The organism is Flavisolibacter ginsengiterrae DSM 18136 (assembly GCF_059568575.1).
This window is the reverse complement of record NZ_JCANTR010000009.1, coordinates 41,169-63,780: the sequence shown is the minus strand read 5'-3', so window position 1 is coordinate 63,780 and position 22,612 is coordinate 41,169. Positions and strand designations below refer to the sequence as shown.

Sequence of the window (22,612 nt, the reverse complement as noted above, 5' to 3'; positions counted from 1 at the left end):
TAAAAATTCGCACTATGTCTATTTCAAAAACAGAACGCCTGCTGCTCATTGAAAAAGTACTCCTGTTGAAATCCCTCAACATTTTCTCAGATACACCCGAAAATGTCCTGGCAGACCTGGCGCCCCTGATGCAGGATATGGAACTGGCTGAAGACGCTGAAATTTTTAAAGAGGGTGACTTTGGAGACAGCATGTATATAATTTACCAGGGCGAAGTGGAAATCTATAAATCCAATACCACGCTTGCCATATTAAAGGAAAAGGAAGTGTTTGGAGAGTTGTCTCTTATCGATTCTGAAAGCCGGAGTGCATCGGTGCGTGCTCACACGGATTGCTATCTTTTTAAGATCGACCAGGAACCTTTTTTCGAGTTACTGGATTCCCGGCCGGAGATCGCCAAAGGGTTTCTAAGAATGTTGTGCAAGCGCCTCCGCATCCTGAATGAGAAATTTGACAAACAAAAAATGCAGTAATGCATTGGTTTGTTTTTCCTAAGTCACAATAAGAACTGCTTATCATGCGTATCACCATCCAGCAAAGGCAGGCCCTGCATCCGTTCAATATTCTCATATTGGTATTGTCTGTGTATGTGATCATTGCATTGCTGGTCAATACGTTTGCACACCTGGCGCCGGAAACATCCAAGCTGCTTCGGGATATTGATCATGCCATATGTGTCTTCTTTCTCATAGACTTCATCGTCAGGTTCACTTCGGCTAAACATAAGATGGAGTATATGAAATGGGGATGGATAGACCTCATCTCCAGTATCCCGGTCTTTGATGTATTTGTTGCAGCCCGTCTTTTCCGCGTAGTGCAGTTATTAAGAGTGTTAAGGGCCTTCAGGTCTATGCGCATGGTGTTGAAATATTATTTCAGCAATAAGGTAAAAGGTGCATTCACTTCCATTGGCATCATTGCCATATTAATGGTCATTTTCTCCGCCATTGGGATATTGAACGTGGAAAAGGATGCGCCCCATAGTAATATCAAAACAGCGGAAGATGCACTTTGGTGGGCCTATGTAACCATTACCACCGTTGGTTATGGCGATAAATTTCCTGTAACCACTGAAGGACGCATTATCGCCGTTGCCCTGATCACCGTGGGCATGGGCCTTTTCGGAACCTTTACTGCCTATGTAGCTTCCTGGTTTGTAGAAAAAAGAGAAGAGGATGACCTTGAGAAAGAACGGAAACACCATACGGATATGCATACCAGTGAAAAAAATACGCTCAGTTGACCTCTTTCTCAAAAGAAACCTTCATAATACCAGGTCAATAGATCCTCCCGGGCTTCTAACGGTCATTTCCCTACTAACAGCATATCTACTTCCTACCTGGAGTATAGCTGCCCCCTATCTACTCCCTACCTACGGTATAGATACTGCGTGGTGATCACGCAGTATCTATACCGTAGCTATACTGCAGGTAGGGCGCTGGTATACTGCAGATAGGAAGAAGGAGGGGAATATCGAACAGATGAACAAGGAATTTCGAATGGTGAAGTGGGGTTAGGTCGAAGAAGCATGGTTTATAGCGGTCTTTTCTTGGGTTGAAGGGGGAATAATGATCAATTAGCAATGCTCAATGTTCAATGTTCAAAGAGGGGAAAAGAAGTAAGGATCAATTGGTTAGAGAGGTAAACGGACAAAACCGGCCAATACGGTCAAAAGCGGTCATTACCGGTCAAATCGGTCAAAAACGGCCAAAACGGACATAGGGGTTTTGAACTGAGAGGGATTTTCAAAAACTTGCAGCTATAAAATCTAATACCAGTTATGGCTAGGCAAGTAGGATACGTTACAGCAACAGGCACCGTGGATGGTGACATCAACTTTTATAAGGATGTGGAATGGGGATTTTTGGTAAGGATGCTTCCGGGCGTAAGCAGTAAGCGCTTCTGGAAGGATCCTGCCTTTGAAGGAAGCCGCAGAAGCGCTGAGAGGTTTGGTATGGGCAATATCATGTCTTCGATCCTCTACCGCTTTGTACCGGTTAAAAGAAGGTACAGGCAGTTGTTTAAACAGGTAAGGACCATAGCCATTGTTTGTTTAAAGCAGGGAATGGATAAACCAGGGGTATTCACAGCCCTGCATACCTTCCTTACTGAGCAAAAGCGTACTTCCTTAACCAATGAGCAGTTTACCTTTCTTCTCTCTTCCTTTGAACAGGAACTGGCAGGAAGGCTGAAGGAGCCAAAGCGGGAGAAGGAAAAGAAGATGAAGAACAAGCTGGAGATAACAGTGAAAGCACCCCTGAGTGCAGAAGACACCGAGTACTTACAATTGTACATGGATGATTATGACTGGACCATCAGGTTTCAGGGAGACTTTCCAGCTGATTACCAGGTACCACTGTTTTTGCTTAAGCATGCTGCTTAAGCGTTTCTGGTTTCTGGTTTTTTGTTTCTGGTTCGTTAGGTCTGAACGGAACTATTATTGGCAGTTATTTCTTTAGGTCAAACAATTGGCATGAGTTGCAGAGTGTTATTAATTGCAGTCTTTACATTCAAAACAAAATGTTCAGGGTTGTAGATTCCTCCTTATCAACTTTCAACTTGTTAACCTGTTAACCCTTTCTCTCGTCAACCTTTTAACTTGTTAACTTTTCAACCCTTCCTTTTGTCCTACTCAACCTGCAAAATCCAGAAATACTCCTATCACCTTGTTAAAATACATGAGTGACTTTAGAAAAATAAACACTGGTGGTACCTTGAGGCAAGAATTGGCTTGTTATGAAATATTACCGCATTTTGAATGAAACTGAGACAGAAGAGCAGGAGCTCTTAGAACGCCAGGAACTCAAGAATGATTGTTGGGCTATTTCACCTAAATGGTTTTTCTCCTGGTTTTTCCTGGGTTGGTTTTTTATTACCATTATTAGCCTTCTTGTAAGATATTTAATGCAGGGATAGATTATTTGGAAAAAAAATTTTAGTTAAGGATGACGATTATCATCCAATTCATAAGCATCCTGACCTAAATTGCGCCTGCTTAGATCGCTTTATGAAAATTTGCAATATTCCCTGGCTTTCTGGTCTTATCTCCCTTATTTAAAAATTCCTCAATAATCTTTAATCTCGCCGACTTGTTTATACTTTTTAGTACAAATAGTCCTAACTTTGCTTTTTAAATAAACGGATCAGAATACATGAAAGATATGAATGATGAGCTTTCTATCCTGGAGAAGACCGTTCTCTCTGAATATAAATATGGATTTGTAAGTGATCTTGAGGCTGATGAAGCTCCTAAAGGCCTGAGTGAGGACATCGTGCGCTTTATTTCGGCCAAAAAGAACGAACCTCAATGGATGCTTGACTGGCGCTTAAAAGCCTTCAGCCAGTGGCTAAAAATGAAGGAGCCTTCCTGGGCAAATATTAAATACCCACCCATTGATTACCAGGATATCATTTATTATTCAGCCCCTAAGCAAAAGATCAATCCAAAGAGTCTCGATGAGATAGATCCTGAATTGAGAAGAACCTTTGAAAAACTGGGTATTTCTTTAGATGAGCAAAAGCGTTTAAGTGGTGTAGCGGTAGATGCTGTTATAGATAGTGTATCTATTGGCACTTCATTCAAAGAGCAGTTGGGTGAGTTGGGCATCATCTTCTGTTCCATGAGCGAAGCCATCCAGGAACATCCTGAACTGGTTAAAAAATATTTAAGCACTGTAGTTCCTATTACAGACAATTATTTCTCGGCCCTGAACTCCGCGGTTTTCAGTGATGGGTCTTTTTGTTATATTCCAAAAGGCGTTCGTTGCCCCATGGAATTATCCACTTATTTCAGGATCAATGCTGAAAACACTGGCCAGTTTGAAAGAACTCTTATAGTAGCAGAAGCAGGCAGTTATGTTAGTTACCTGGAAGGCTGCACGGCACCCATGCGCGATGAGAATCAACTGCATGCTGCTGTGGTAGAACTCGTTGCTATGGAAAATGCAGAGATCAAATATTCCACTGTACAGAACTGGTACCCTGGTGATAAGGAAGGCAATGGTGGCATTTACAATTTTGTAACCAAGAGGGGAATTTGCAAAGGAGATAATTCCAAGATCTCCTGGACACAGGTAGAGACAGGATCAGCCATTACGTGGAAGTACCCCAGTGTAATATTGAAAGGAGATAATTCTACCGGAGAATTCTATTCCATAGCTGTAACCAACAATCACCAGCAGGCTGATACAGGTACCAAGATGCAGCACCTTGGAAAGAACACCAAGAGCCGCATTGTGTCAAAGGGTATTTCAGCAGGTGTTAGTAACAATAGTTACAGGGGCCTGGTGCATGTTGGTAAAAATGCAGAGAATGCAAGAAATTTTTCCCAATGCGATTCGCTGTTATTAGGCGATAAATGCGGAGCACATACTTTTCCTTATATAGAAGTAAAAAATAAATCATCCGTTGTGGAGCACGAAGCCACAACTTCCAAAATAGGAGAGGACCAGATCTTTTACTGCAACCAGCGTGGTATTGATACCGAAACAGCAGTGGCGCTGATCGTAAATGGTTTTGCCAAGGAAGTTATGAACCAGTTGCCCATGGAGTTTGCAGTAGAAGCACAAAAATTATTGGCGATTAGCCTTGAAGGCAGTGTAGGTTAATCAGAATCGATATTTAAAAATACAGACATGTTAAGCATTGAAAATTTGCACGCAGGTATAGAAGGTAAAAAGATATTAAAAGGCATTAACCTGCAAATTAAACCGGGAGAAGTTCATGCTATAATGGGACCAAATGGTTCCGGCAAAAGCACTTTGGCTTCTGTATTGGCAGGGCGCCCGGAGTATGAAGTGACGGAAGGTAAAGTGGAATTTTTAGGTAAGGACCTTTTGGAATTAGCTCCCGAAAAAAGAGCTGGTGAAGGTTTGTTCCTGGCGTTTCAATATCCAATTGAGATACCAGGATTGAGCACTACCAATTTTATCAAAACTTCAGTAAATGAAGTACGTAAATACCGTGGCCAGGAACCACTGGATGCTGTTTCTTTTTTAAAGATGATGAAAGAAAAAATGGCACTGGTGAATATTGAAAAGACTTTATTAAGCCGCTCGCTGAATGAAGGTTTTTCAGGTGGAGAAAAGAAGCGTAACGAGATCTTCCAGATGGCCATGCTGGAGCCGCGCCTCGCAATTCTTGACGAAACGGACTCCGGCCTTGATATCGATGCCATCCGCATAGTTTCCAATGGTGTGAATGCTTTGCGGTCAAAGGACAATGCTGTACTCCTGGTAACGCACTACCAGCGTTTATTGGATTACATCGTTCCAGACTTTGTTCATGTGTTGTATAATGGACAAATAGTAAAATCAGGACCTAAAGAACTGGCTTATGAGCTGGAAGAAAGAGGATATGATTTTATTAAAAGTGAATTTCCTGCCCTGGAAGAACTTAATTAATTAAAGGAATGGATACCAATAACTTTTTTACAGAACACTATAATAAACTTCAGTCTTTGGCAGGTAATGGTAACCTGCAGACAGTTCGTCAAAAGGCGTTTCATTCTTTCAATGAAAAAGGAATTCCTTTAGGTCGAAATGAAGAATGGAAATATACCCGCATCAGCAATCTTTTCAATAAACAATATACTTTTCCTCTTCAGCTTTCTTCTATTTCAGATCAGGACCTTAAACAAGTGCGCCTGCCCGGATATGAAAAAGCAAACGAGCTGGTATTTGTAAACGGACTGTATTCCGAGGGGTTATCTACCATTCGGTCGGAAGCATTGAAAGTGCAACCACTGGAAATCGCAGCGCTTGGAGAATTTAGCAAGATCGTTTCTGATCACCTTGGGCATAGCAGCGATTACCTGAAAGACGGGATCAATGCGCTGAATACAGCTTTTGTTCATGGAGGTGTTTTTATTTATGTGAATAAAGGGAAAACACTTGAACACCCAATCTACCTGTATAATATTACAGATGCCAGGACTGCCAATATATTCTCTCAACCACGTAGTCTTGTTTACCTCTCTCAAAATGCAACGGCACAGATAGTAGAAACGTTTTCTACATTGGGAACCGGTGAAAGCTTTACCAATGGTGTCATGGAGATAGTGGTAGAGCAGGATGCGATGCTGGAGCATTATAAAATTCAAAACGATGCCGCTCATGCCAACCAGGTAAGCACAACGCATATCAGGCAGATTGGTAAAAGTTATGTACATACAGTTACCATTTCCCTGAATGGTGGAATTGTAAGGAACAATCTTAATGTGGTGCTGGAAGCAGAACACTGCGAAACGCATTTGTATGGATTGTATTTTATAGGTGGTGACACACATGTTGACAACCATACCCTGGTGGATAATGTAACACCCCATAGTTTCAGTAATGAATTTTATAAGGGGATCATTGATGACAATGCAACAGGTATTTTCAATGGTAAAATAATGGTGCAGCCTTTGGCACAAAAAACAAACGCCTACCAGTCCAATAAAAATATTTTATTGTCTGACTCCGCCAGTGTAAACACAAAGCCACAGCTGGAAATATTTGCAGATGATGTGAAGTGTTCTCATGGATGCACCGTAGGACAGCTCGATGAAGAAGGAATGTTTTACCTGCGCTCCAGGGGCATCAGGGAAGAAAAAGCAAGGTCACTGCTGGTGCATGCTTTTGCAATGGATGTGCTGGAACATATAAAGCCATCTGCCATACGCTCTTTTGTAGATCATCTGATTTCTGAACGATTAGAAAGTTAATAGCATGATAACGCCTGTAGCATTGCAAGAAGAATTGGACGTATACAGCATTCGTAACCAGTTCCCTGTACTTAGCCGGGAGGTGAAAGGAAAGCCATTGGTTTATTTTGATAATGCCGCTACCACTCAAAAGCCACAGGTTGTTATAGATGCACTGGTGGATTACTATTCCAATTACAATGCAAATATTCACAGGGGTATACATTCCCTGGCTGAAGAAGCTACTGCAGCTTTTGAAAAAACAAGAGATACTGTAAGGCAATTTATTAATGCGCCTTCCAGAGAGCAGATCGTATTTACACGAGGTGCTACAGAAGGCATCAATCTCATAGCCTATAGCTGGGGCAGGCAAAATATAAAAGCGGGAGATGAGCTTATCATTTCTGCCATGGAACACCATTCTAATATTGTTCCCTGGCAAATGCTATGTGAAGAAAAAGGTGCGGTGTTAAAGGTGATACCATTTAACGAAGCCGGGGAACTCAGGATGGACGTATTTGAACAGTTGCTTAGTCCAAAAACGAAGCTGGTTTCGGTTGTTCATGTTTCAAATTCCCTGGGAACGGTAAATCCTGTTAAGCAAATAATAGAAAAAGCACACAGAGTAGGAGCGATAGCCGTAATAGATGGTGCGCAGTCAACGGTGCACCTGGATATAGACGTTCAGGACATGAACTGCGATTTTTTTGTTTTCTCCGGTCATAAATTATATGGACCAACAGGGACAGGTGTACTTTATGGAAAGCAACATCTTTTGGAATCCATGCCACCTTTTTTGGGTGGAGGGGAAATGATAAAGGAAGTAAGCTTTGAAAAGACAACCTATAATGAACTTCCCTACAAATTTGAAGCTGGGACGCCTAACATAGCGGATATAGTTGCTTTGAATGCAGCTTTTGATTTTATCAATAGCACTGGAAAGCAAAAAATCCGGGATCATGAGAATGAGTTGCTGGCATATGCCACGGAGCAAATGGATTTAATTCCTCAATTGAAGATCATTGGGCAGGCCAAAGAAAAGATCAGTGTGGTATCTTTTGTACTTGATAATATTCACCCGCAGGATGCAGGAATACTTTTAGACAATTCTGGAATCGCGGTGCGCACGGGTCACCATTGCACACAGCCATGCATGAAGATATTCGGTATTCCAGGTACCATCAGGGCTTCTTTTGCAGTATATAATACCAGGGAAGAAATTGATATCCTGGTCAAAGGATTGCATAAGGTTATTAAAATGTTGTCGTAAGTATGAGGGAAGTTAAAAGCATAGAGGAAGCACAATCAGAAATAGTCGAAGAGTTTTCTTTATTTGATTCCTGGGATGAGAAGTACGAGTACATTATTGACCTGGGAAAGAAACTGGAACCACTGGAAGATAAATATAAACTGGATGAGAATAAAGTTAGAGGCTGCCAGTCTACTGTTTACCTGGTTGCAGATCATAAGGATGGAAAGATCTGGTTCAGGGCTGACAGCGATGCTGTAATTGTGAAAGGATTGATCAGTATGTTGATTAGAGTATTGTCTGGCCATACCCCTGATGAAATAGTGGAAGCCAAACTTGATTTTATTAAAGAGATAGGCATGATGTCTCATTTGGCGCAGACCAGATCGAATGGTTTGCTTTCAATGGTGAAACAAATGAAGAATTATGCATTGGCCTTTAAGATCAAAACGCCGCAACAGTAATGATGATGAACACTGAAGAATTAAAAGAAAAAGTGATTGAGTGTATCCAGACGATCTATGATCCGGAGATACCTGTCAATATATATGAATTGGGGCTGATCTATGAAGTATCTGTTTTGCCCATTAATAATGTTCAGGTGGTGATGACCCTTACGGCACCAGGCTGTCCTGCAGCGCAATCGCTTCCAGTGGAAGTTGATCAGAAGGTCAGGCAAATTGATGGCGTTAATGATGTTCACGTGGCCGTAACATGGGATCCGCCCTGGGACAAGAGTATGATGTCTGAAGCGGCACAATTGGAATTAGGATTTTTATAATCAGAGAGGTTTCAGGAATTATTTAAAAAGAAGAATTACTATCAATGAAAATAACAGCTCAGGAAGAATATGGTTTGCGCTTGCTGATTCGCATTGCCTGTTGTAAGGATGATACAGGCATGAGCATACCCCAGCTAAGTGAAGCTGAAGGGCTGACCCCTCCATATGTAGCCAAATTGACCCGGATATTGCGCATGGAAGGATTTATCAACAGTACGCCGGGTTATAAAGGGGGCTATATTCTTGCCGTTCCTGCCAGTGAAATTAATATCAATAAAGTTCTTAAGGCTTTAGGCGGCTCTCTATTCGATCCTACTTTTTGTTCTTCACATGCCGGCACGCTTAAAATTTGCACGCACTCCATAGATTGTTCTGCTCGTTCACTCTGGCAGATGGTTCAATTCAGTATCGACCAGGTACTTGACAAAATAAGCCTGCAGGATCTTGTGAATGCTGAAAAAGATTCTGCAAAAGTTTTAATTGACATCCTGGAACAAAACACTGAAACAGTAAAGCAGGATTAGTTTTGAAGGATATCCCCTATACTTTCTAAGATGTTTAATTGAATATCTTTTGTTTTGACTTACTGCTCTTCACTTTCAGGCGGTTAAACAAAGAAGTATCTGCTATCAGCACTACAATTATTCCAATAACAGCAATAATGAGGAAGGAAATGCGCAGGCTAAATAAGCCTGCCACCAAACCTATCATTGGGGGACCAATTAAAAAGCCAAAAAATCCAATGCTGGATACTGCCGCTAACGCCATGCCTGGAGAAATGGTGGTTGACCTTCCGGCCTGGCTGTACACGAGTGGAACAACCGAAGAAACGCCAAAGCCAACAATAAAAAAACCAGCTATGGCGGTCGGAACAAATGGGAATATGATCGCCACTGAAAGGCCGGTAGCTATCAGCAGGCCGCTTAGCTGAATGGTTTTATTAAAACCTAACCTGCTTACCATTTTATCAGCAAGGAATCTTCCTGTGGCCATCGTACACATAAAAGCGGTGTAACCGGCACCTATCCAGTTTTTATCTGCCATAACCACTTTTCTAAAATAGATCCCGCTCCAATCAAACATGGCGCCTTCACAGATCATGCAGCAGAAGGCTATGATACCCAGTTTCCAAAGGGTTTTATCCGGTTTTGCAAAAAGCTTCGGTGTTTGACCTGCACTGGATTCCTTAGGCAGTAGGTAACTAAAACATAATCCTATCCCTGATACAATAACAACCATAATGATGGTGAAATGCTGCAAAGGCAATATGCCATTGCCAATCATTACCGCTCCAATGCCAGCAGCAGTAAATCCCGCGAAGCTCCAGAAACCATGAAAAGAAGCCATGATACTTCGGCCATACCTTACTTCAACACCTACAGCCTGTGTGTTGATGGCTATATTGGATATGTTGCCTGCCATTCCAAAAAGTAAAAGATCTCCAATTAAAAAACTGGTACTGCCGGCAAAACCCAGGAGTACAAGACTTACAGAATATAATAATAAAGCTATAGAGGCGATCCTTTTACTGCCAAACCTGGTGACCAGCCATCCGGACAAAGGCAGGGCTATCATGGATCCGGCAGGTAGTGCGAACAATACCATTCCCAGCAAGGCATCTGAAAGATTCAGTTGTTGCTGTATGCTGGGTATGCGGGACGCCCATGTGGCAAAGCAGAGCCCCTGTAGAAAAAATAAGCATCCAACAGCCCTGCGGAATAAACTGTTTACATGATGAGAAGACGGGATAGCTGCCATATCTTATATTAAATGTACAACCCCAATGCAGGGCAATCCTATTCCTATAGCAGCAACCAGGTAAATGAATTAGAAAATATGGTCAAATTTAAGCGCATTTCACTGCCGGGGGTAATAGTAAGAAAAGACCTCCGGCTTTTTAGCCTTTTCTTAAATAAAGTACACTAATGATATGCGGTAAAGTCCTCGCCATGTGACTATAGAAGTATTGAACTTTTTATTTAATCATACCAGATTATGAATATAATAAAGACATTATCCCCTTTATTACTCGCCATTGCATTTTCTTCCTGTAAAACAGTAACGCCCCTGGGAAGTAGTGCTCCTTCATCTTATACACAGTATGTAAATCCCTTAATAGGAACGGCACCTTTAACCGATCCCCGGATATTGGGATATACACTTCCAGATGGCTGGAGGTCATGGGCCGGATTGGTTTTTCCCGGAGCTTCACTTCCCAATGCAATGGTGCAATTAAGCCCTATCACCGAATATGGATCGGGTGCAGGGTATGAATACGAGGATTCAGTCATCTATGGGTTTACGCATACCAATAAAGGGCACTGGAACCTTTGTAACATTCCTTTATTACCTGTATCAAATGTAGCCGACACTATTGCCAGGTATACTTCTGTTTTTTCTCATAGCCAGGAAAAAGCATCACCAGGTTATTACCAGGTGTACCTTAAAGATTTCGATGTGAATGTGCGGCTTACTTCCTCACTGCGTTGTGGATTTCACCAGTATGATTATAAAAATAGTTCTGACAGGCGAATCCTTTTTGACCTGGCACATGCCAATAATGGAATAATTGACTGGAAAATTGACCAGGACGGACCATTAGCCCTACAGGGATTCCAGGAAACAAGAGGAGAGAAGATCTTTTTTTATGCTACGCTGAATTCAGCTATTGACCGGTTGGATAAACTGGAAGAAGGAACAAAAAAAGGAAAAGCGCTTGTCTATCTTAAAGATGGTGGGAAGGGTCCTGTGGAAGTGAAAATAGCATTGTCATTTGTCAGCATTGCCAATGCAAAGCAAAACCTGGCCGCCGAGATCGGGTCTAAAAGTTTTGAACAGGTAAGGGCTGAAGCGAATAAAATATGGGAGGATAAATTATCAAAACTGCAAGTGGCGGGTGGGAATGAGAGGCAAAAAACATTGTTTTATTCATCCTTATACAGGTCATTTTTATGGCCTGCTCTAAGAAGTGATATAAATGGAGAATACCTGGATGAAAAAAAACAGGTGGTCAAGGCCCGCTTTAATTATTATACAGTTCCTTCATTGTGGGATACCTACAGAAATAAAGATGTTCTATTAGCTATCATTTCTCCAAAGGTTACTGCTGATGTTATCCAGTCTTTAAAAGATATGGGAGATAAAACAGGTTTCATTCCCACATTCTTTCACGGCGATCATGGAGCTTCCTTTATAGCCGGGTCTTACCTACGGGGCATTGATGATTTTGATGTGAAAGGAGCCTACCAGTTATTGTTGCGTAATGCATTTATACCTGGTCCCAGCCGTCCTTACCTGGAGGAATACATGGCCAAGGGCTTCATATCAGATCCTGATGTGGCTAATCCTAATGTAGAAACCAAGGCCCGTGCAGGTGTTTCAAAAACCCTGGAATATGCTTATGACGACTATGCCCTTGCACAACTGGCGAAAAAATTGGGAGACAGTTCCAACTACAGGAAACTAATGGTAAGGTCAGGTAACTATAAGAATATGTTTGATCCTTCCACCAGGTTTATGAGAGGCAGGCTGGAAAATGGAGACTGGGTGAAAAACTTTAATCCGCAGTATCCTTATTATGAATACATGTATAGGGAAGCGAACGCATGGCAGGTATCCTTTTTTGCTCCCCATGATATGAAGGGGCTAATCAACCTGTATGGTGGGGCCAAAGGTTTTGAGTCAAAGCTGGATTCTTTGTATACACTTCCATGGAATCCTAATTATATAGCCCGCAATGTGGAAACCATGATAGGACAGTATTGCCATGGCAACCAGCCAGACCATGAGGCACCATTTGCCTATCATTTTATTGGTAAACCAGAAAAGTCTCAAAAGATCATTGATTATATCCTGGATAGTCTATACGGAATCGGACCAGAAGGCCTGGCACTATGTGGTATGGACGATGCCGGTGAAATGTCCTCCTGGTATGTATTCAGTGCGTTGGGTTTGTATCCTTTTTCACCTGCAGATGCACATTACATTGTAACTGTTCCATTATTTGACGATGTAAAATGGAAGCTGGATAATGGTAAAACACTCCATATTAAAAAGACGGGTACTGGAAGGAATTTAAAAACGATCACTGTTAATGGTAAAAAACTGGAAGGATATTTTGTGGACCATGATCAATTTAATAATGGCAGTGAAATAGTCATAGATACCAATTAATTCTTACAGGTATTGAGTTTTGCTAAAAAATGTTATGAACAGGGTAGGGTATAACCTTCCTGAAGTGACTATAATTCTGGATGCGCTATGAGTTAATAGCTGGCTATAACTGCCTTCTTTTCATTAAATTGGCTGTCCTTCTAAATTCTATTCGATTATGCAAAGACGTTCCTTTATAAAAACTACCGGACTGGCAGGTACAGGGTTGATGTTTTCCAAATTATCTGCTTTTGGTGCAGGGATGGAATATCCGGTTGTCAGAACTCCTTTAGCCAACAGGAAGTTTACCAGCAAAGCTGTAGAAAAAGCTATTGTAAACTTTAAAGCTGGGGTAAAAAACAAAGAGTTGGGTTGGTTGTTTGAAAATGCTTTCCCCAATACTTTGGATACTACTGTTTTTCACGAAATGAAGAACGGCAGGCCGGATACCTACGTGATCACAGGAGATATTGATGCCATGTGGCTCCGCGATAGCAGCGCCCAGGTTTTTCCTTACCTGCAACTGATCAAGGAAGACAAGCCTTTGCAGCAATTAATAGCGGGTGTCATCAACAGGCAAACAAAATATGTTTTGAAAGATCCCTATGCAAATGCATTTTATAGTGACGAGAACAAGAAAGGAGAATGGACGAGTGACCATACGGATATGAAACCCGGAGTGCATGAGCGCAAATGGGAAATAGATTCCTTATGCTATCCTATACGGCTGGCTTATCATTATTGGAAGGAAACAGGCGACAGTTCGCCCTTTGACGGTAATTGGAAGGAAGCGGTTTTGACTACCTATAAGGTTTTTAAAGATCAGCAACGTAAGGACAATCATGGATCTTACCATTTCCAACGAACTACCCAATTTGCAACTGATACTTTGCCCATGAATGGTTACGGGTATCCTGTTAAGCCAGTTGGTTTGATTTGTTCCGCTTTCCGGCCAAGTGATGATGCAACAGTTTTTTCTTTCCTGATTCCCTCAAACTTTTTTGCAGTAGTAAGCCTTAGGCAAGCTGCGGAAATGGTAGCTACCATCTCAAAAGATAATGCTTCCGCACATCAATTGAGAGCCCTTGCCACCGAGGTGGAAAAAGCCATTCATGAGCATGCCATAGTCCAACATAAGACCTTTGGAAAAGTATATGCATACGAGGTGAATGGTTTTGGAAGTTATAACCTGATGGATGATGCCAATGTACCTAGCTTATTATCATTGCCCTACCTTGATGCTGTGAAAAGCACTGATCCTGTTTATCAAAATACAAGGAAGCTGATTCTTTCAGAAAGTAACCCATTCTTTTTCAAAGGAACGGCTGCTGAAGGAATAGGAGGCCCACATGTGGGCCAGGATATGATCTGGCCATTGGGTATCACCATGCGGGCGCTCACCAGCAACAATGAAAAGGAGATCAGGGATTGTATTGAAACCTTACGGAAAACACATGGCGGTACAGGATTCATGCATGAATCTTTCCATAAGGATGATCCGAAGAAATTTACCAGGACATGGTTTGCCTGGGCCAATACTTTATTCGGTGAATTATTAGTAAAAACTTATCATCAGAAAAAGCATTTGCTTGCCTGATGCACTGGCATATCATCTTAAATAATATATTGTTTTGCAGAAAATACTGGCAATTTTAATTGCTCTCTTATTATTCAATCAGGTTCAGGCACAACAATCGTTTGAACTTACTTCCCCGGATCAAACGATTGTATTGCGATTGGTGGTTAAGGATTCTGTGAGTTATAGTATCGACCTGGATAACAAAAGCCTGATAAACAAATCAAATGTCTCTTTTTCAACCGACAATATTAAAAATAGTAGCTGGAGAGTAGCTAAGGTATCCCGCTATAGTAAGGATGATATCCTGGTACCGGTGGTATTTCAAAAAACTGACACGATACGTGATCATTTCAATGCATTGCAAATCGGATTTACAAATGGTTTGACATTGGAATGGCGTGCCTATGATAATGGCGTAGCCTGGCAATGGGCGGTAAAGAAAGCAGGTAATTATAAGGTTACTGATGAACAGGCAGGTTTTAATTTTCCGGAAGGATCCAGGACCCTATACCCGGAAGAAGATGGATTTTATTCGCACAATGAACGCAAGTACCGCAATTATTCTTTAGACAGTATCAATCAGAAACTGGCAAGCCTCCCTGCATTGTTTGACATCAACGGCCCTAAGGTTTTGATCAATGAAGCCGGTCTTTTTAATTATGCGGGCATGTGGCTAAGAGGTAATGCCATTGGAGGTGTTAACGCGGTTTTTCCTCACTATCCAAAAGAAAAAATGGTTTCCGGCGATCGTGATGAGAAAGTGATTTCAAGAGAAGATTACATTGCCAAACGTACAGGGCAAGGATCTTTCCCCTGGAGAATATTGATGATTGCAAGGAAAGACCAGGACCTGTTGACCAATCAACTGGTATATCAACTGGCCAAACCATCTGTGGGTGATTACAGTTGGGTAAGACCTGGAAAAGTGCAATGGGACTGGTGGCACTACAATAATATTTATGGCGTAAATTTTAAGGCCGGGATCAATAACGACACTTATAAATATTATATCGATTTTGCTTCCACGAATGGAATTCAATATGTCCTTTTGGATGAAGGGTGGTGTGATACAAAAGACCTGATGGCTCAGTCACCCGGCATCGATGTGGAAGCATTGTCAGCATATGCAAAATCTAAAAATGTTGGATTGATCTTATGGACAAGCTGGTTAGTGCTGGACAGGCAGCTTGATACAGCTTTAGACCTTTTTTCCAAGTGGGGTATCAAAGGGATCAAAGTTGATTTTATGCAACGTGATGATCAACAAATGATGGAATACTATGAAAAGGTGGCAAAAGCGGCATCCCGTAGTAAGCTCCTTGTAGATTTCCATGGAGCCTGTAAGCCAACGGGTTTTTTACGCACATATCCCAACGTTCTAACTTCTGAAGGCGTATTGGGAAACGAGATGAGCAAATTTACCAACCTGGTAGATCCGGATCATACACTTACTATTCCTTTTATAAGAATGGCTGCCGGCCCTATGGACTTTACGCCGGGAGGCATGTATAATGTACAAAAGGATGAATTTGCCGCTGTGCCATCTGAGCCAATGACCCTGGGAACAAGGTGTAATCAAATGGCCATGTACATAGTTTATGAAAGCCCGCTGCAGATGCTTTGTGATATACCAACTCATTATTACAAGGAACAGGAATGCATGGAATTTCTTAAAGCTGTGCCTGTTGAATGGAGATCCACTATCCCGCTGGAAGCAAAAATTGGAGATTATGTGGCAATAGCCCGCGAGGCAAAGAATGGTGACTGGTACCTGGGAGCTATGGCTGACTGGTCGGGACATAACACTACGGTTAGCTTGAATTTTCTACCTGAAGGGCATTGGAAAATGCAGGTTTGGAAAGATGGTCCTAACGCTGAACGGAATGCAAAGGATTATGCAATGGAGGTAATGAATGTGACTAAAAATAGTACCATACCAGTCAATATGTCAAAAGGTGGGGGATTTGTAGCCAGGCTGGTGAAGATGTAAAAAATTTCTTATTGGGTGTAGTGGTAAGAACTGACCTGGGTGACATATGATGGTAGGTTGAACTCATTGTTCAAATAGTATAGCAATCGTTTCTCATAAGCAGTGTCGCCTCCTGTTTTCACAGGAGGCTTTTTATGTATAATAATTCCTGATTTAAATCATAAGCATACTGCCAGGTAAATATGGAGGTTACATTATACTAAGGTGACTATTTATGTGAAGATGTCCTGGTTGAAATTTCGTCTTGAGCAAGGTTTTAAAATGCCAGGTATATAAATTAAGTGAAAATGGAGTCAATAATTGCAGGGATAGACATTGGAGGTACACATATTACAGCAGCCCTGGTGGATATCAATCGAAAAGTTATTTTGAAAGATTCATTGAAACGAATGGCAGTGAACTCAAAAGATACTGCAGAAAATATCATTAGTGCATGGAGCCAGGTAATCAGGGCATGCTTCCATACTTATCAAATGGCACCTGCGAAATTAGGCATGGCCATGCCGGGACCTTTTGATTATAAACAGGGTATTGCCCTGATGACAAACCAGGATAAGTTTGATCAACTCTTTGGTATAAATGTGAAAGACAGGTTAGCCACGCTGCTTACAATAAATTCAGAAGATATCAGTATAGCCAATGATGCAGCTTGTTTCTTGCAGGGAGAGATATTTCATGGAGCTGCCAATGATAAAGACAGGGTGATGGGATTGACACTAGGAACAGGATTGGGGGCTGCCAGGGCTTTTCATATGACTGCTGAAGATGCAAATCTATGGTGTTCCCCTTTTAAAGATGGTATAGCTGAAGATTACTTATCCAGCAGGTGGTTTGTAAAGCGTTTTTTCGAATACAGCGGAAGGACGTTGGAAAACGTGAAGGAACTCGTTCAACTGAATGATAGGGATGGTTATGTTCAAGCCATATTCAAAGAATTCGGAAATAACCTTGCAACGTTTATTAAACCATTTATGGCTGCTGAAAACAGGAATATATTAATCCTGGGTGGAAGTATTGCCAATGCATTCGACCTGTTTAAAGGAGAATTGCAAAAAATATTAAACCCGGAAACTATACAGTTGCAAGTGAGGCAGTCACTGCTTGGAGAATCTGCAGCCCTGATGGGGGCTGCAAGCTTTTGCCTGCAGGAACATAAGTCTCTCCAGCCAGATTTTGTCTCAAACTTATCTCATTAATAATAGGGGAGGCAATGTCATCGAACTTATATTTTATCCTTTCATCGTGGTGTTCCCTGATTTCATGAAAAATATTTTAAAAACTATAGCAGTCACAGTTTGTTAAAGTGACATTAACATAGTCAAGCTTTTTAAAAGGTTGGCAGAAGTAGTGTATGAGAACCACTTCAACCACTAAAGAACTAAAACAAGCACGCATATGAATATTGACAAGCCGCTTGGCGGCAAACTTCTCAATTTTTACAGGTTGTCCATAATTCCTTTTAGGGTATTGGGGCTATTCTTATTATTCCAGTTATTTGCTCATTCAGCTTTTGCCCAGGCTATCATTCGTGGCCAGGTGAGAGATGAAAACAGCAAACCAATTGCCGGTGTAACGGTGCAGTTAAAGAATGCAGCTAATGCAACCGTGACAGATGAAACCGGAAATTTTTCCCTTTCCGTGCCCTCACAGAAAGGCATCCTGGTTTTTACCTTCGTTGGATATACATCCAGAGAGGTAGGTATTAGTGGTGAGAGAGTTGATGTACAATTACAGCCAGCTACTAACAGTCTCAATGAGGTTGTAGTAGTGGGTTATGCCACTCAAAGAAAAGTTTCATTAACTGGTGCTGTTGACAAGATTGGTACCGAATCACTACAAGGGAAACCTGCTTCCAACGTAAGCCAGGCATTACAGGGTGTTTCTCCTAACCTGATTATTCAACAGCGTAATTTTGAACCAGGGCAGGGATTGAATATCAATATCAGGGGTATGGGTACCCTGGGTAATAATGATCCGCTGGTTGTTATTGATGGAATTGTGGGAGGAGATATCAATCTTTTAAATCCAAATGATATTGAAAGTGTTTCTGTATTAAAGGATGCAGGAACTGCAGCAATTTACGGATCACGTGCTGCCAATGGAGTGTTATTGATCACCACTAAAAAAGGAAGGAAAAATGAAAAACCTTCTCTTTCCTACAATGGCATTTATGGTATTACTTCTCCAAAAATTGCAGCACAACCCGTGCATGCCTGGGAAAATGCATATTATAAAAATGAATCACTGGTAAATTCCGGGCGTCAACCAGTTTATTCGCCATCGGATATCCAGAAGATCGCAGCCGCTGGCGACGGTGACTGGAGGTTATCAAATATTTTACAAAATGCGGCTCAACAAACACATAATGTAAGCATTAAGGGTGGTGGTGAAAGCAATACCTATATGGTAAGCTTTGGCTACATGGACCAGGAGAATAATTTTATTGGTCCTGATTATGGATGGAAACGCTACAATTTCAGGTTGAACCAGACAACTGATATTGGCAAGTTCAGGCTCAGTACCATTTTAAGCTATGTAAAATCAGATGGTAAAGACCATTCCTCCAATGCTTCTACTTTGATTATTGATGCTTCCAGGGTCCCCTTATTATATAGTTTCCAGGACAGCCTGGGACGCTATTTAACCAATGCAGTGTCAGCAGAATTCAATCCAAAAGCTGTTTTGGAAAATGGTGGTTATAGAAAATACGATAATGATGAAGTATTTGGAAGTTTTACCGGTGAATACTCATTTACTCCTGACCTGAAGTTAAGAGGTGTGTTTGGTGGAACCATGAGAACAGACCATGCCTTTGGCAGAAGATTACAATTATCTTTTTTCCCAGGTGGAAGCTATGGACAGGACAGGGAAGTATTTGACGATAACAGCAAATCATTACTAACCAATACACAACTGATAGCTGAGTATAAAAAGAAATTACACGACCATACCCTGAACCTGCTGGTTGGTGGGACCAATGAATCGTATAAGGGTGAAGGAAATAATATCAGGAAAACGTTAACGGATCCGGTTTGGGGTATTCCAACTACGGGAACTGTAGTGGATCCTAATTCAAGTAATTCCAATCAAAGAACTTCAGAGTCCAGTCTCAATTCACTACTGGGTCGATTGGGTTATTCTTTCCAGGATAAGTACTTTGCTGAATTCTCTTTCAGGTATGACGGTTCTTCTAATTTTCCAAAAGCAGGCAGATGGGGCTTTTTCCCTTCCGCAAGTGCTGCCTGGAGGATGACAGAAGAAAACTTCCTGGAAAACTTTAAAAACAATATAGGCGATCTTAAACTTCGTGCTTCTTATGGCATACTGGGTAATCAAAATGTAGGTGCCTACCAATACCAGACTTCCTATTTCAATTATTCAAATGCTTATGGCTTTGACAACACGATTGTAGGGGGTGCTGGTTTTTCTTTAGGCAACCCCGAGATCACCTGGGAGAAAGCCGCTACTTTCAATGTAGGTTTAGATGCTGCCTTGCTAAAAAGAAAACTAAACCTTTCATTTGATTATTTTGATAAAACCACTTCAGATATCCTTGTAGGTCGTGATGATGTGCCTGAAGTTTTTGGAGCCGGTTTCCCAGATTATAATGCCGCGAAGGTTAGAAACAAAGGTTGGGAAATTGCCGCTTCTTATAAATTACAAGGCAAATTGTTTACCCATACTTTCAGTGCCAACTTAGCTGACAATTTAAATGAACTGGTCGACTATACATTTGGTGCTAAAGAACAGGTGCTACGTAAGGAAGAATTTGAATTTGTGCGCAGGGTTGGATTGCCAATAACCGTTTACCAGGGATATAAAAGAGATGGTTATTTCCAGACAATAGATGATATCAAAAATTTTGCAAAGCCTGCAAATGCCACTGTTGTTCCCGGTGATATCAAATTCAAGGATAAGAATGGTGATGGTGTGATTGATGACCAGGACAAATACATTCTTGGTAATCCATTCCCGAGGTACACATTCGGATTTACCTATGCTGTTGCATTCAAAGGTTTTGATGCACAGGTATTCATACAGGGTGTTGGAAGAAGAGACCTGATGATCAGGGGTGAATTGGTGGAGCCTTTCCACGTAGGGTACTCCGGAACTTTATATACACACCAGACAGATTATTGGACACCAACCAATCCTGATGCCAAATGGCCACGCCTGGCAGAAGCGGGCAGTCCTTCCAATCAAAACAATTACAGGACTGGTTCTGATATATACCTGTTTAACGCAGCATATGCCAGGGTGAAAAATGTTCAACTGGGCTATTCTTTACCTAAAGACCTGGCTGGTAAAGCGCATATTCAAAATGCTAGACTTTATGTTACTGCACAAAACATATACACGTTAAGCGGTCTTAAGTTTATTGATCCGGAGAATACTGAATTTGGTAATAACACAAGCATGGGGTCAGGCGCCAATAGCGGCCGCGCCTACCCATTGCCCGTATTCTATGGTGTTGGTTTAGACATAACATTTTAATTATAAAATATTCTAGGTATGTTTTTTAAATTTTTCAAAAGGTCCTACCTGTTCTTAATCCTGGTGGCACTTTCAGCCGGGTGTAAGAAAATGGACCTGGCCCCCACAGATCGGTTCACAGAATTAAACTTCTGGAAATCGGATGAGAATGTGAACAATGCATTGAATAACGTGTACAACAGGATGTACAACAGCCAGCTTTATTTCTATAATGAAGCGTTAAGCGATAATGCTTATACGAGGTTGGGTATCAGTGCCGGCTTTCCGGATGCGATAGCCAGCGGGAACTTCACACCTACATTGGCACGCTTTATAAATGAATGGGATTATTATTATACTGGTATTAAAGCAGCGAATATATTCCTTGAGAATGTAGATCAAAATACTACAATGGCTCCCGCACTTAAAGACAGGATGAAGGCTGAGGTGCGTTTTATCAGGGCCTTTCACAATTTTAAATTAATGACATGGTGGGGTGATATTCCATTACTTAAAAAAGATGTTTCCATTGAGGAAGCCAAAACCATTGCACGTACACCACGCGCTGAAGTATTGGCATATATACTTTCTGAACTGGATGCTGCCGCCGCTGCCTTGCCTACACGTGATCAATATGGTACAGCAGACAGGGGAAGAATCACTAAAGGTGCAGCGAAGGCTTTAAAAGCAAGAGTACTATTGTATGAAGGTAACAAGATGGCCGAAGTAGCAGCTATATGTGAAGAGCTGATCAATAACCAGGCTGCCAACGGAAGCTATAGCCTTGTATCTAAGTATGATGATATATTCAGTCCGGCAAATGAATACAATAGCGAGGTAATACTGGACCTCCAGTATGTTCCGAACCTGCGTACCTGGGGTGAGTATATCGACTTCGCTCCGATTTCTGCCGGAGCACGTGGAAACAACCTGGCACCTACCCAGGAGCTTGTAGATAGTTACGTAATGTTGAATGGTAAGAAGATCAGTGAACCAGGTTCCGGTTATGATGAATCTAATCCTTATGCAGGAAGGGATCCACGACTTACTTCAACCATCATTTACCATGGTGCTACTTGGAAAAATCCAAATGGAAGTACACAAACGATCTACATTAAACCAGGAACAGATCCTGACCAGGCAAAGAAAAATGAATACAAGCCATCAGGCCAGGGAACTGCAACAGGGTATTACTGGAAGAAATATTATGATCCAACCGCTACAGGTGGTTTTAATTCAGGATTGAACCTGATTTTGATCCGTTATGCTGATGTCTTATTAATGTATGCTGAAGCAAAAAATGCATTAGGTCAAATGACACAGGCAGTATGGGATAAAACCATCAGGCCTATTCGCCAAAGAGCAGGCTTTACTGATCCGGAGGCATTAACTTACCCTACTACCGGTGATATGACAGCGATTATTCGTAATGAAAGAAGGAGTGAGCTGGTATTGGAAGACTCAAGAATATATGACATCAGGAGATGGAAGATAGCAGAGTATGTGCTGAACGGTTGGGCGCATGGAGCAAAGTTTGAAGACCCTTCAATTGATAATGGATACATAAGGGCTCAATTAAGAACTTTTGAAGCCAGCAAACATTACCTGTGGCCAATTCCAGCAGCAGAAATTGGAAAAGATCCGAACCTTACACAAAACGCCAATTATTAATACATCAAAACTCTAAACTTATAATTTATTGA

At 41.5% G+C, this 22,612-nt stretch carries 17 protein-coding genes; 16 read left to right on the top strand and 1 reads right to left on the bottom strand.

Annotation, left to right across the window (positions count from 1 at the left end):
- Positions 1 to 14: 14 nt before the first annotated feature.
- The 10 genes from BP74_RS11040 to BP74_RS10995 all read left to right on the top strand — a co-directional run bounded on the left by BP74_RS11040 (position 15) and on the right by BP74_RS10995 (position 9,239).
- Positions 15 to 473, top strand: coding sequence for a Crp/Fnr family transcriptional regulator (locus BP74_RS11040; protein ID WP_496374031.1), 459 nt, complete (start codon positions 15 to 17; stop codon positions 471 to 473).
- Between the two features lie 44 nt (positions 474 to 517).
- Positions 518 to 1,243, top strand: coding sequence for an ion transporter (locus tag BP74_RS11035; protein WP_496374029.1), 726 nt, complete (start codon positions 518 to 520; stop codon positions 1,241 to 1,243).
- A 537-nt stretch (positions 1,244 to 1,780) separates the two neighbouring features.
- Positions 1,781 to 2,383: a hypothetical protein gene (locus BP74_RS11030; RefSeq protein WP_496374027.1), complete on the top strand. Its 603-nt coding sequence runs from the start codon at positions 1,781 to 1,783 to the stop codon at positions 2,381 to 2,383.
- Positions 2,384 to 3,152: 769 nt separating this feature from the next.
- The gene (gene sufB, locus BP74_RS11025; protein ID WP_496374025.1) at positions 3,153 to 4,607 is read left to right on the top strand and encodes a Fe-S cluster assembly protein SufB; all 1,455 of its coding nucleotides are present in this window, start codon (positions 3,153 to 3,155) and stop codon (positions 4,605 to 4,607) included.
- Positions 4,608 to 4,634: 27 nt separating this feature from the next.
- On the top strand, positions 4,635 to 5,402 hold the full coding sequence (gene sufC / locus BP74_RS11020) for a Fe-S cluster assembly ATPase SufC (RefSeq protein ID WP_496374023.1): 768 nt from the start codon (positions 4,635 to 4,637) through the stop codon (positions 5,400 to 5,402).
- A gap of 8 nt (positions 5,403 to 5,410) precedes the next feature.
- Entirely contained in the window at positions 5,411 to 6,706 is a 1,296-nt protein-coding gene (gene sufD, locus BP74_RS11015) for a Fe-S cluster assembly protein SufD (RefSeq protein ID WP_496374021.1), read from the top strand.
- Positions 6,707 to 6,710: 4 nt separating this feature from the next.
- Entirely contained in the window at positions 6,711 to 7,955 is a 1,245-nt protein-coding gene (locus BP74_RS11010; RefSeq protein WP_496374019.1) for a cysteine desulfurase, read from the top strand.
- A gap of 2 nt (positions 7,956 to 7,957) precedes the next feature.
- Complete coding sequence (locus tag BP74_RS11005; RefSeq protein WP_496374017.1) at positions 7,958 to 8,398, top strand: SufE family protein; 441 nt, start codon at positions 7,958 to 7,960, stop codon at positions 8,396 to 8,398.
- A complete protein-coding gene (locus tag BP74_RS11000; RefSeq protein ID WP_496374015.1) occupies positions 8,398 to 8,715 on the top strand; it encodes an SUF system Fe-S cluster assembly protein in 318 nt (105 codons plus the stop codon). Before BP74_RS11005 ends, BP74_RS11000 begins: the two co-directional genes overlap by 1 nt.
- 44 nt (positions 8,716 to 8,759) lie before the next feature.
- Positions 8,760 to 9,239: an RrF2 family transcriptional regulator gene (locus BP74_RS10995; RefSeq protein WP_496374013.1), complete on the top strand. Its 480-nt coding sequence runs from the start codon at positions 8,760 to 8,762 to the stop codon at positions 9,237 to 9,239.
- 34 nt (positions 9,240 to 9,273) lie between these two features.
- Here BP74_RS10995 and BP74_RS10990 read toward each other — a convergent pair whose 3' ends face one another.
- Positions 9,274 to 10,473 (bottom strand): MFS transporter, encoded by a 1,200-nt coding sequence (locus tag BP74_RS10990; RefSeq protein WP_496374011.1) that lies wholly within the window; start codon positions 10,471 to 10,473, stop codon positions 9,274 to 9,276.
- 237 nt (positions 10,474 to 10,710) lie between these two features.
- Here BP74_RS10990 and BP74_RS10985 point away from each other — a divergent pair, with 237 nt between their 5' ends.
- The 6 genes from BP74_RS10985 to BP74_RS10960 all read left to right on the top strand — a co-directional run bounded on the left by BP74_RS10985 (position 10,711) and on the right by BP74_RS10960 (position 22,580).
- On the top strand, positions 10,711 to 12,888 hold the full coding sequence (locus BP74_RS10985) for a GH92 family glycosyl hydrolase (RefSeq protein WP_496374009.1): 2,178 nt from the start codon (positions 10,711 to 10,713) through the stop codon (positions 12,886 to 12,888).
- A gap of 157 nt (positions 12,889 to 13,045) precedes the next feature.
- A complete protein-coding gene (locus BP74_RS10980) occupies positions 13,046 to 14,464 on the top strand; it encodes a glycoside hydrolase family 125 protein (protein WP_496374007.1) in 1,419 nt (472 codons plus the stop codon).
- A 34-nt stretch (positions 14,465 to 14,498) separates the two neighbouring features.
- Positions 14,499 to 16,436 (top strand): glycoside hydrolase family 97 protein, encoded by a 1,938-nt coding sequence (locus tag BP74_RS10975; RefSeq protein ID WP_496374005.1) that lies wholly within the window; start codon positions 14,499 to 14,501, stop codon positions 16,434 to 16,436.
- A 287-nt stretch (positions 16,437 to 16,723) separates the two neighbouring features.
- Positions 16,724 to 17,632 (top strand): ROK family protein, encoded by a 909-nt coding sequence (locus BP74_RS10970; protein WP_496374003.1) that lies wholly within the window; start codon positions 16,724 to 16,726, stop codon positions 17,630 to 17,632.
- Between the two features lie 199 nt (positions 17,633 to 17,831).
- Positions 17,832 to 20,930 carry a SusC/RagA family TonB-linked outer membrane protein gene (locus tag BP74_RS10965; protein ID WP_496374001.1) on the top strand — a complete coding sequence of 1,033 codons (3,099 nt, stop codon included), beginning with the start codon at positions 17,832 to 17,834 and terminating at the stop codon, positions 20,928 to 20,930.
- An 18-nt stretch (positions 20,931 to 20,948) separates the two neighbouring features.
- Positions 20,949 to 22,580, top strand: a complete 1,632-nt coding sequence (locus BP74_RS10960; RefSeq protein WP_496373999.1) for a RagB/SusD family nutrient uptake outer membrane protein — start codon at positions 20,949 to 20,951, stop codon at positions 22,578 to 22,580.
- Positions 22,581 to 22,612: the final 32 nt, after the last annotated feature.

Coding starts and splice junctions, on each gene's coding strand:
- BP74_RS11040 (WP_496374031.1), top strand. CDS start 15: ATGTCTATTTCAAAAACAGAACGCCTGCTGCTCATTGAAAAAGTACTC.
- BP74_RS11035 (WP_496374029.1), top strand. CDS start 518: ATGCGTATCACCATCCAGCAAAGGCAGGCCCTGCATCCGTTCAATATT.
- BP74_RS11030 (WP_496374027.1), top strand. CDS start 1,781: ATGGCTAGGCAAGTAGGATACGTTACAGCAACAGGCACCGTGGATGGT.
- sufB (WP_496374025.1), top strand. CDS start 3,153: ATGAAAGATATGAATGATGAGCTTTCTATCCTGGAGAAGACCGTTCTC.
- sufC (WP_496374023.1), top strand. CDS start 4,635: ATGTTAAGCATTGAAAATTTGCACGCAGGTATAGAAGGTAAAAAGATA.
- sufD (WP_496374021.1), top strand. CDS start 5,411: ATGGATACCAATAACTTTTTTACAGAACACTATAATAAACTTCAGTCT.
- BP74_RS11010 (WP_496374019.1), top strand. CDS start 6,711: ATGATAACGCCTGTAGCATTGCAAGAAGAATTGGACGTATACAGCATT.
- BP74_RS11005 (WP_496374017.1), top strand. CDS start 7,958: ATGAGGGAAGTTAAAAGCATAGAGGAAGCACAATCAGAAATAGTCGAA.
- BP74_RS11000 (WP_496374015.1), top strand. CDS start 8,398: ATGATGATGAACACTGAAGAATTAAAAGAAAAAGTGATTGAGTGTATC.
- BP74_RS10995 (WP_496374013.1), top strand. CDS start 8,760: ATGAAAATAACAGCTCAGGAAGAATATGGTTTGCGCTTGCTGATTCGC.
- BP74_RS10990 (WP_496374011.1), bottom strand. CDS start 10,473: ATGGCAGCTATCCCGTCTTCTCATCATGTAAACAGTTTATTCCGCAGG.
- BP74_RS10985 (WP_496374009.1), top strand. CDS start 10,711: ATGAATATAATAAAGACATTATCCCCTTTATTACTCGCCATTGCATTT.
- BP74_RS10980 (WP_496374007.1), top strand. CDS start 13,046: ATGCAAAGACGTTCCTTTATAAAAACTACCGGACTGGCAGGTACAGGG.
- BP74_RS10970 (WP_496374003.1), top strand. CDS start 16,724: ATGGAGTCAATAATTGCAGGGATAGACATTGGAGGTACACATATTACA.
- BP74_RS10965 (WP_496374001.1), top strand. CDS start 17,832: ATGAATATTGACAAGCCGCTTGGCGGCAAACTTCTCAATTTTTACAGG.
- BP74_RS10960 (WP_496373999.1), top strand. CDS start 20,949: ATGTTTTTTAAATTTTTCAAAAGGTCCTACCTGTTCTTAATCCTGGTG.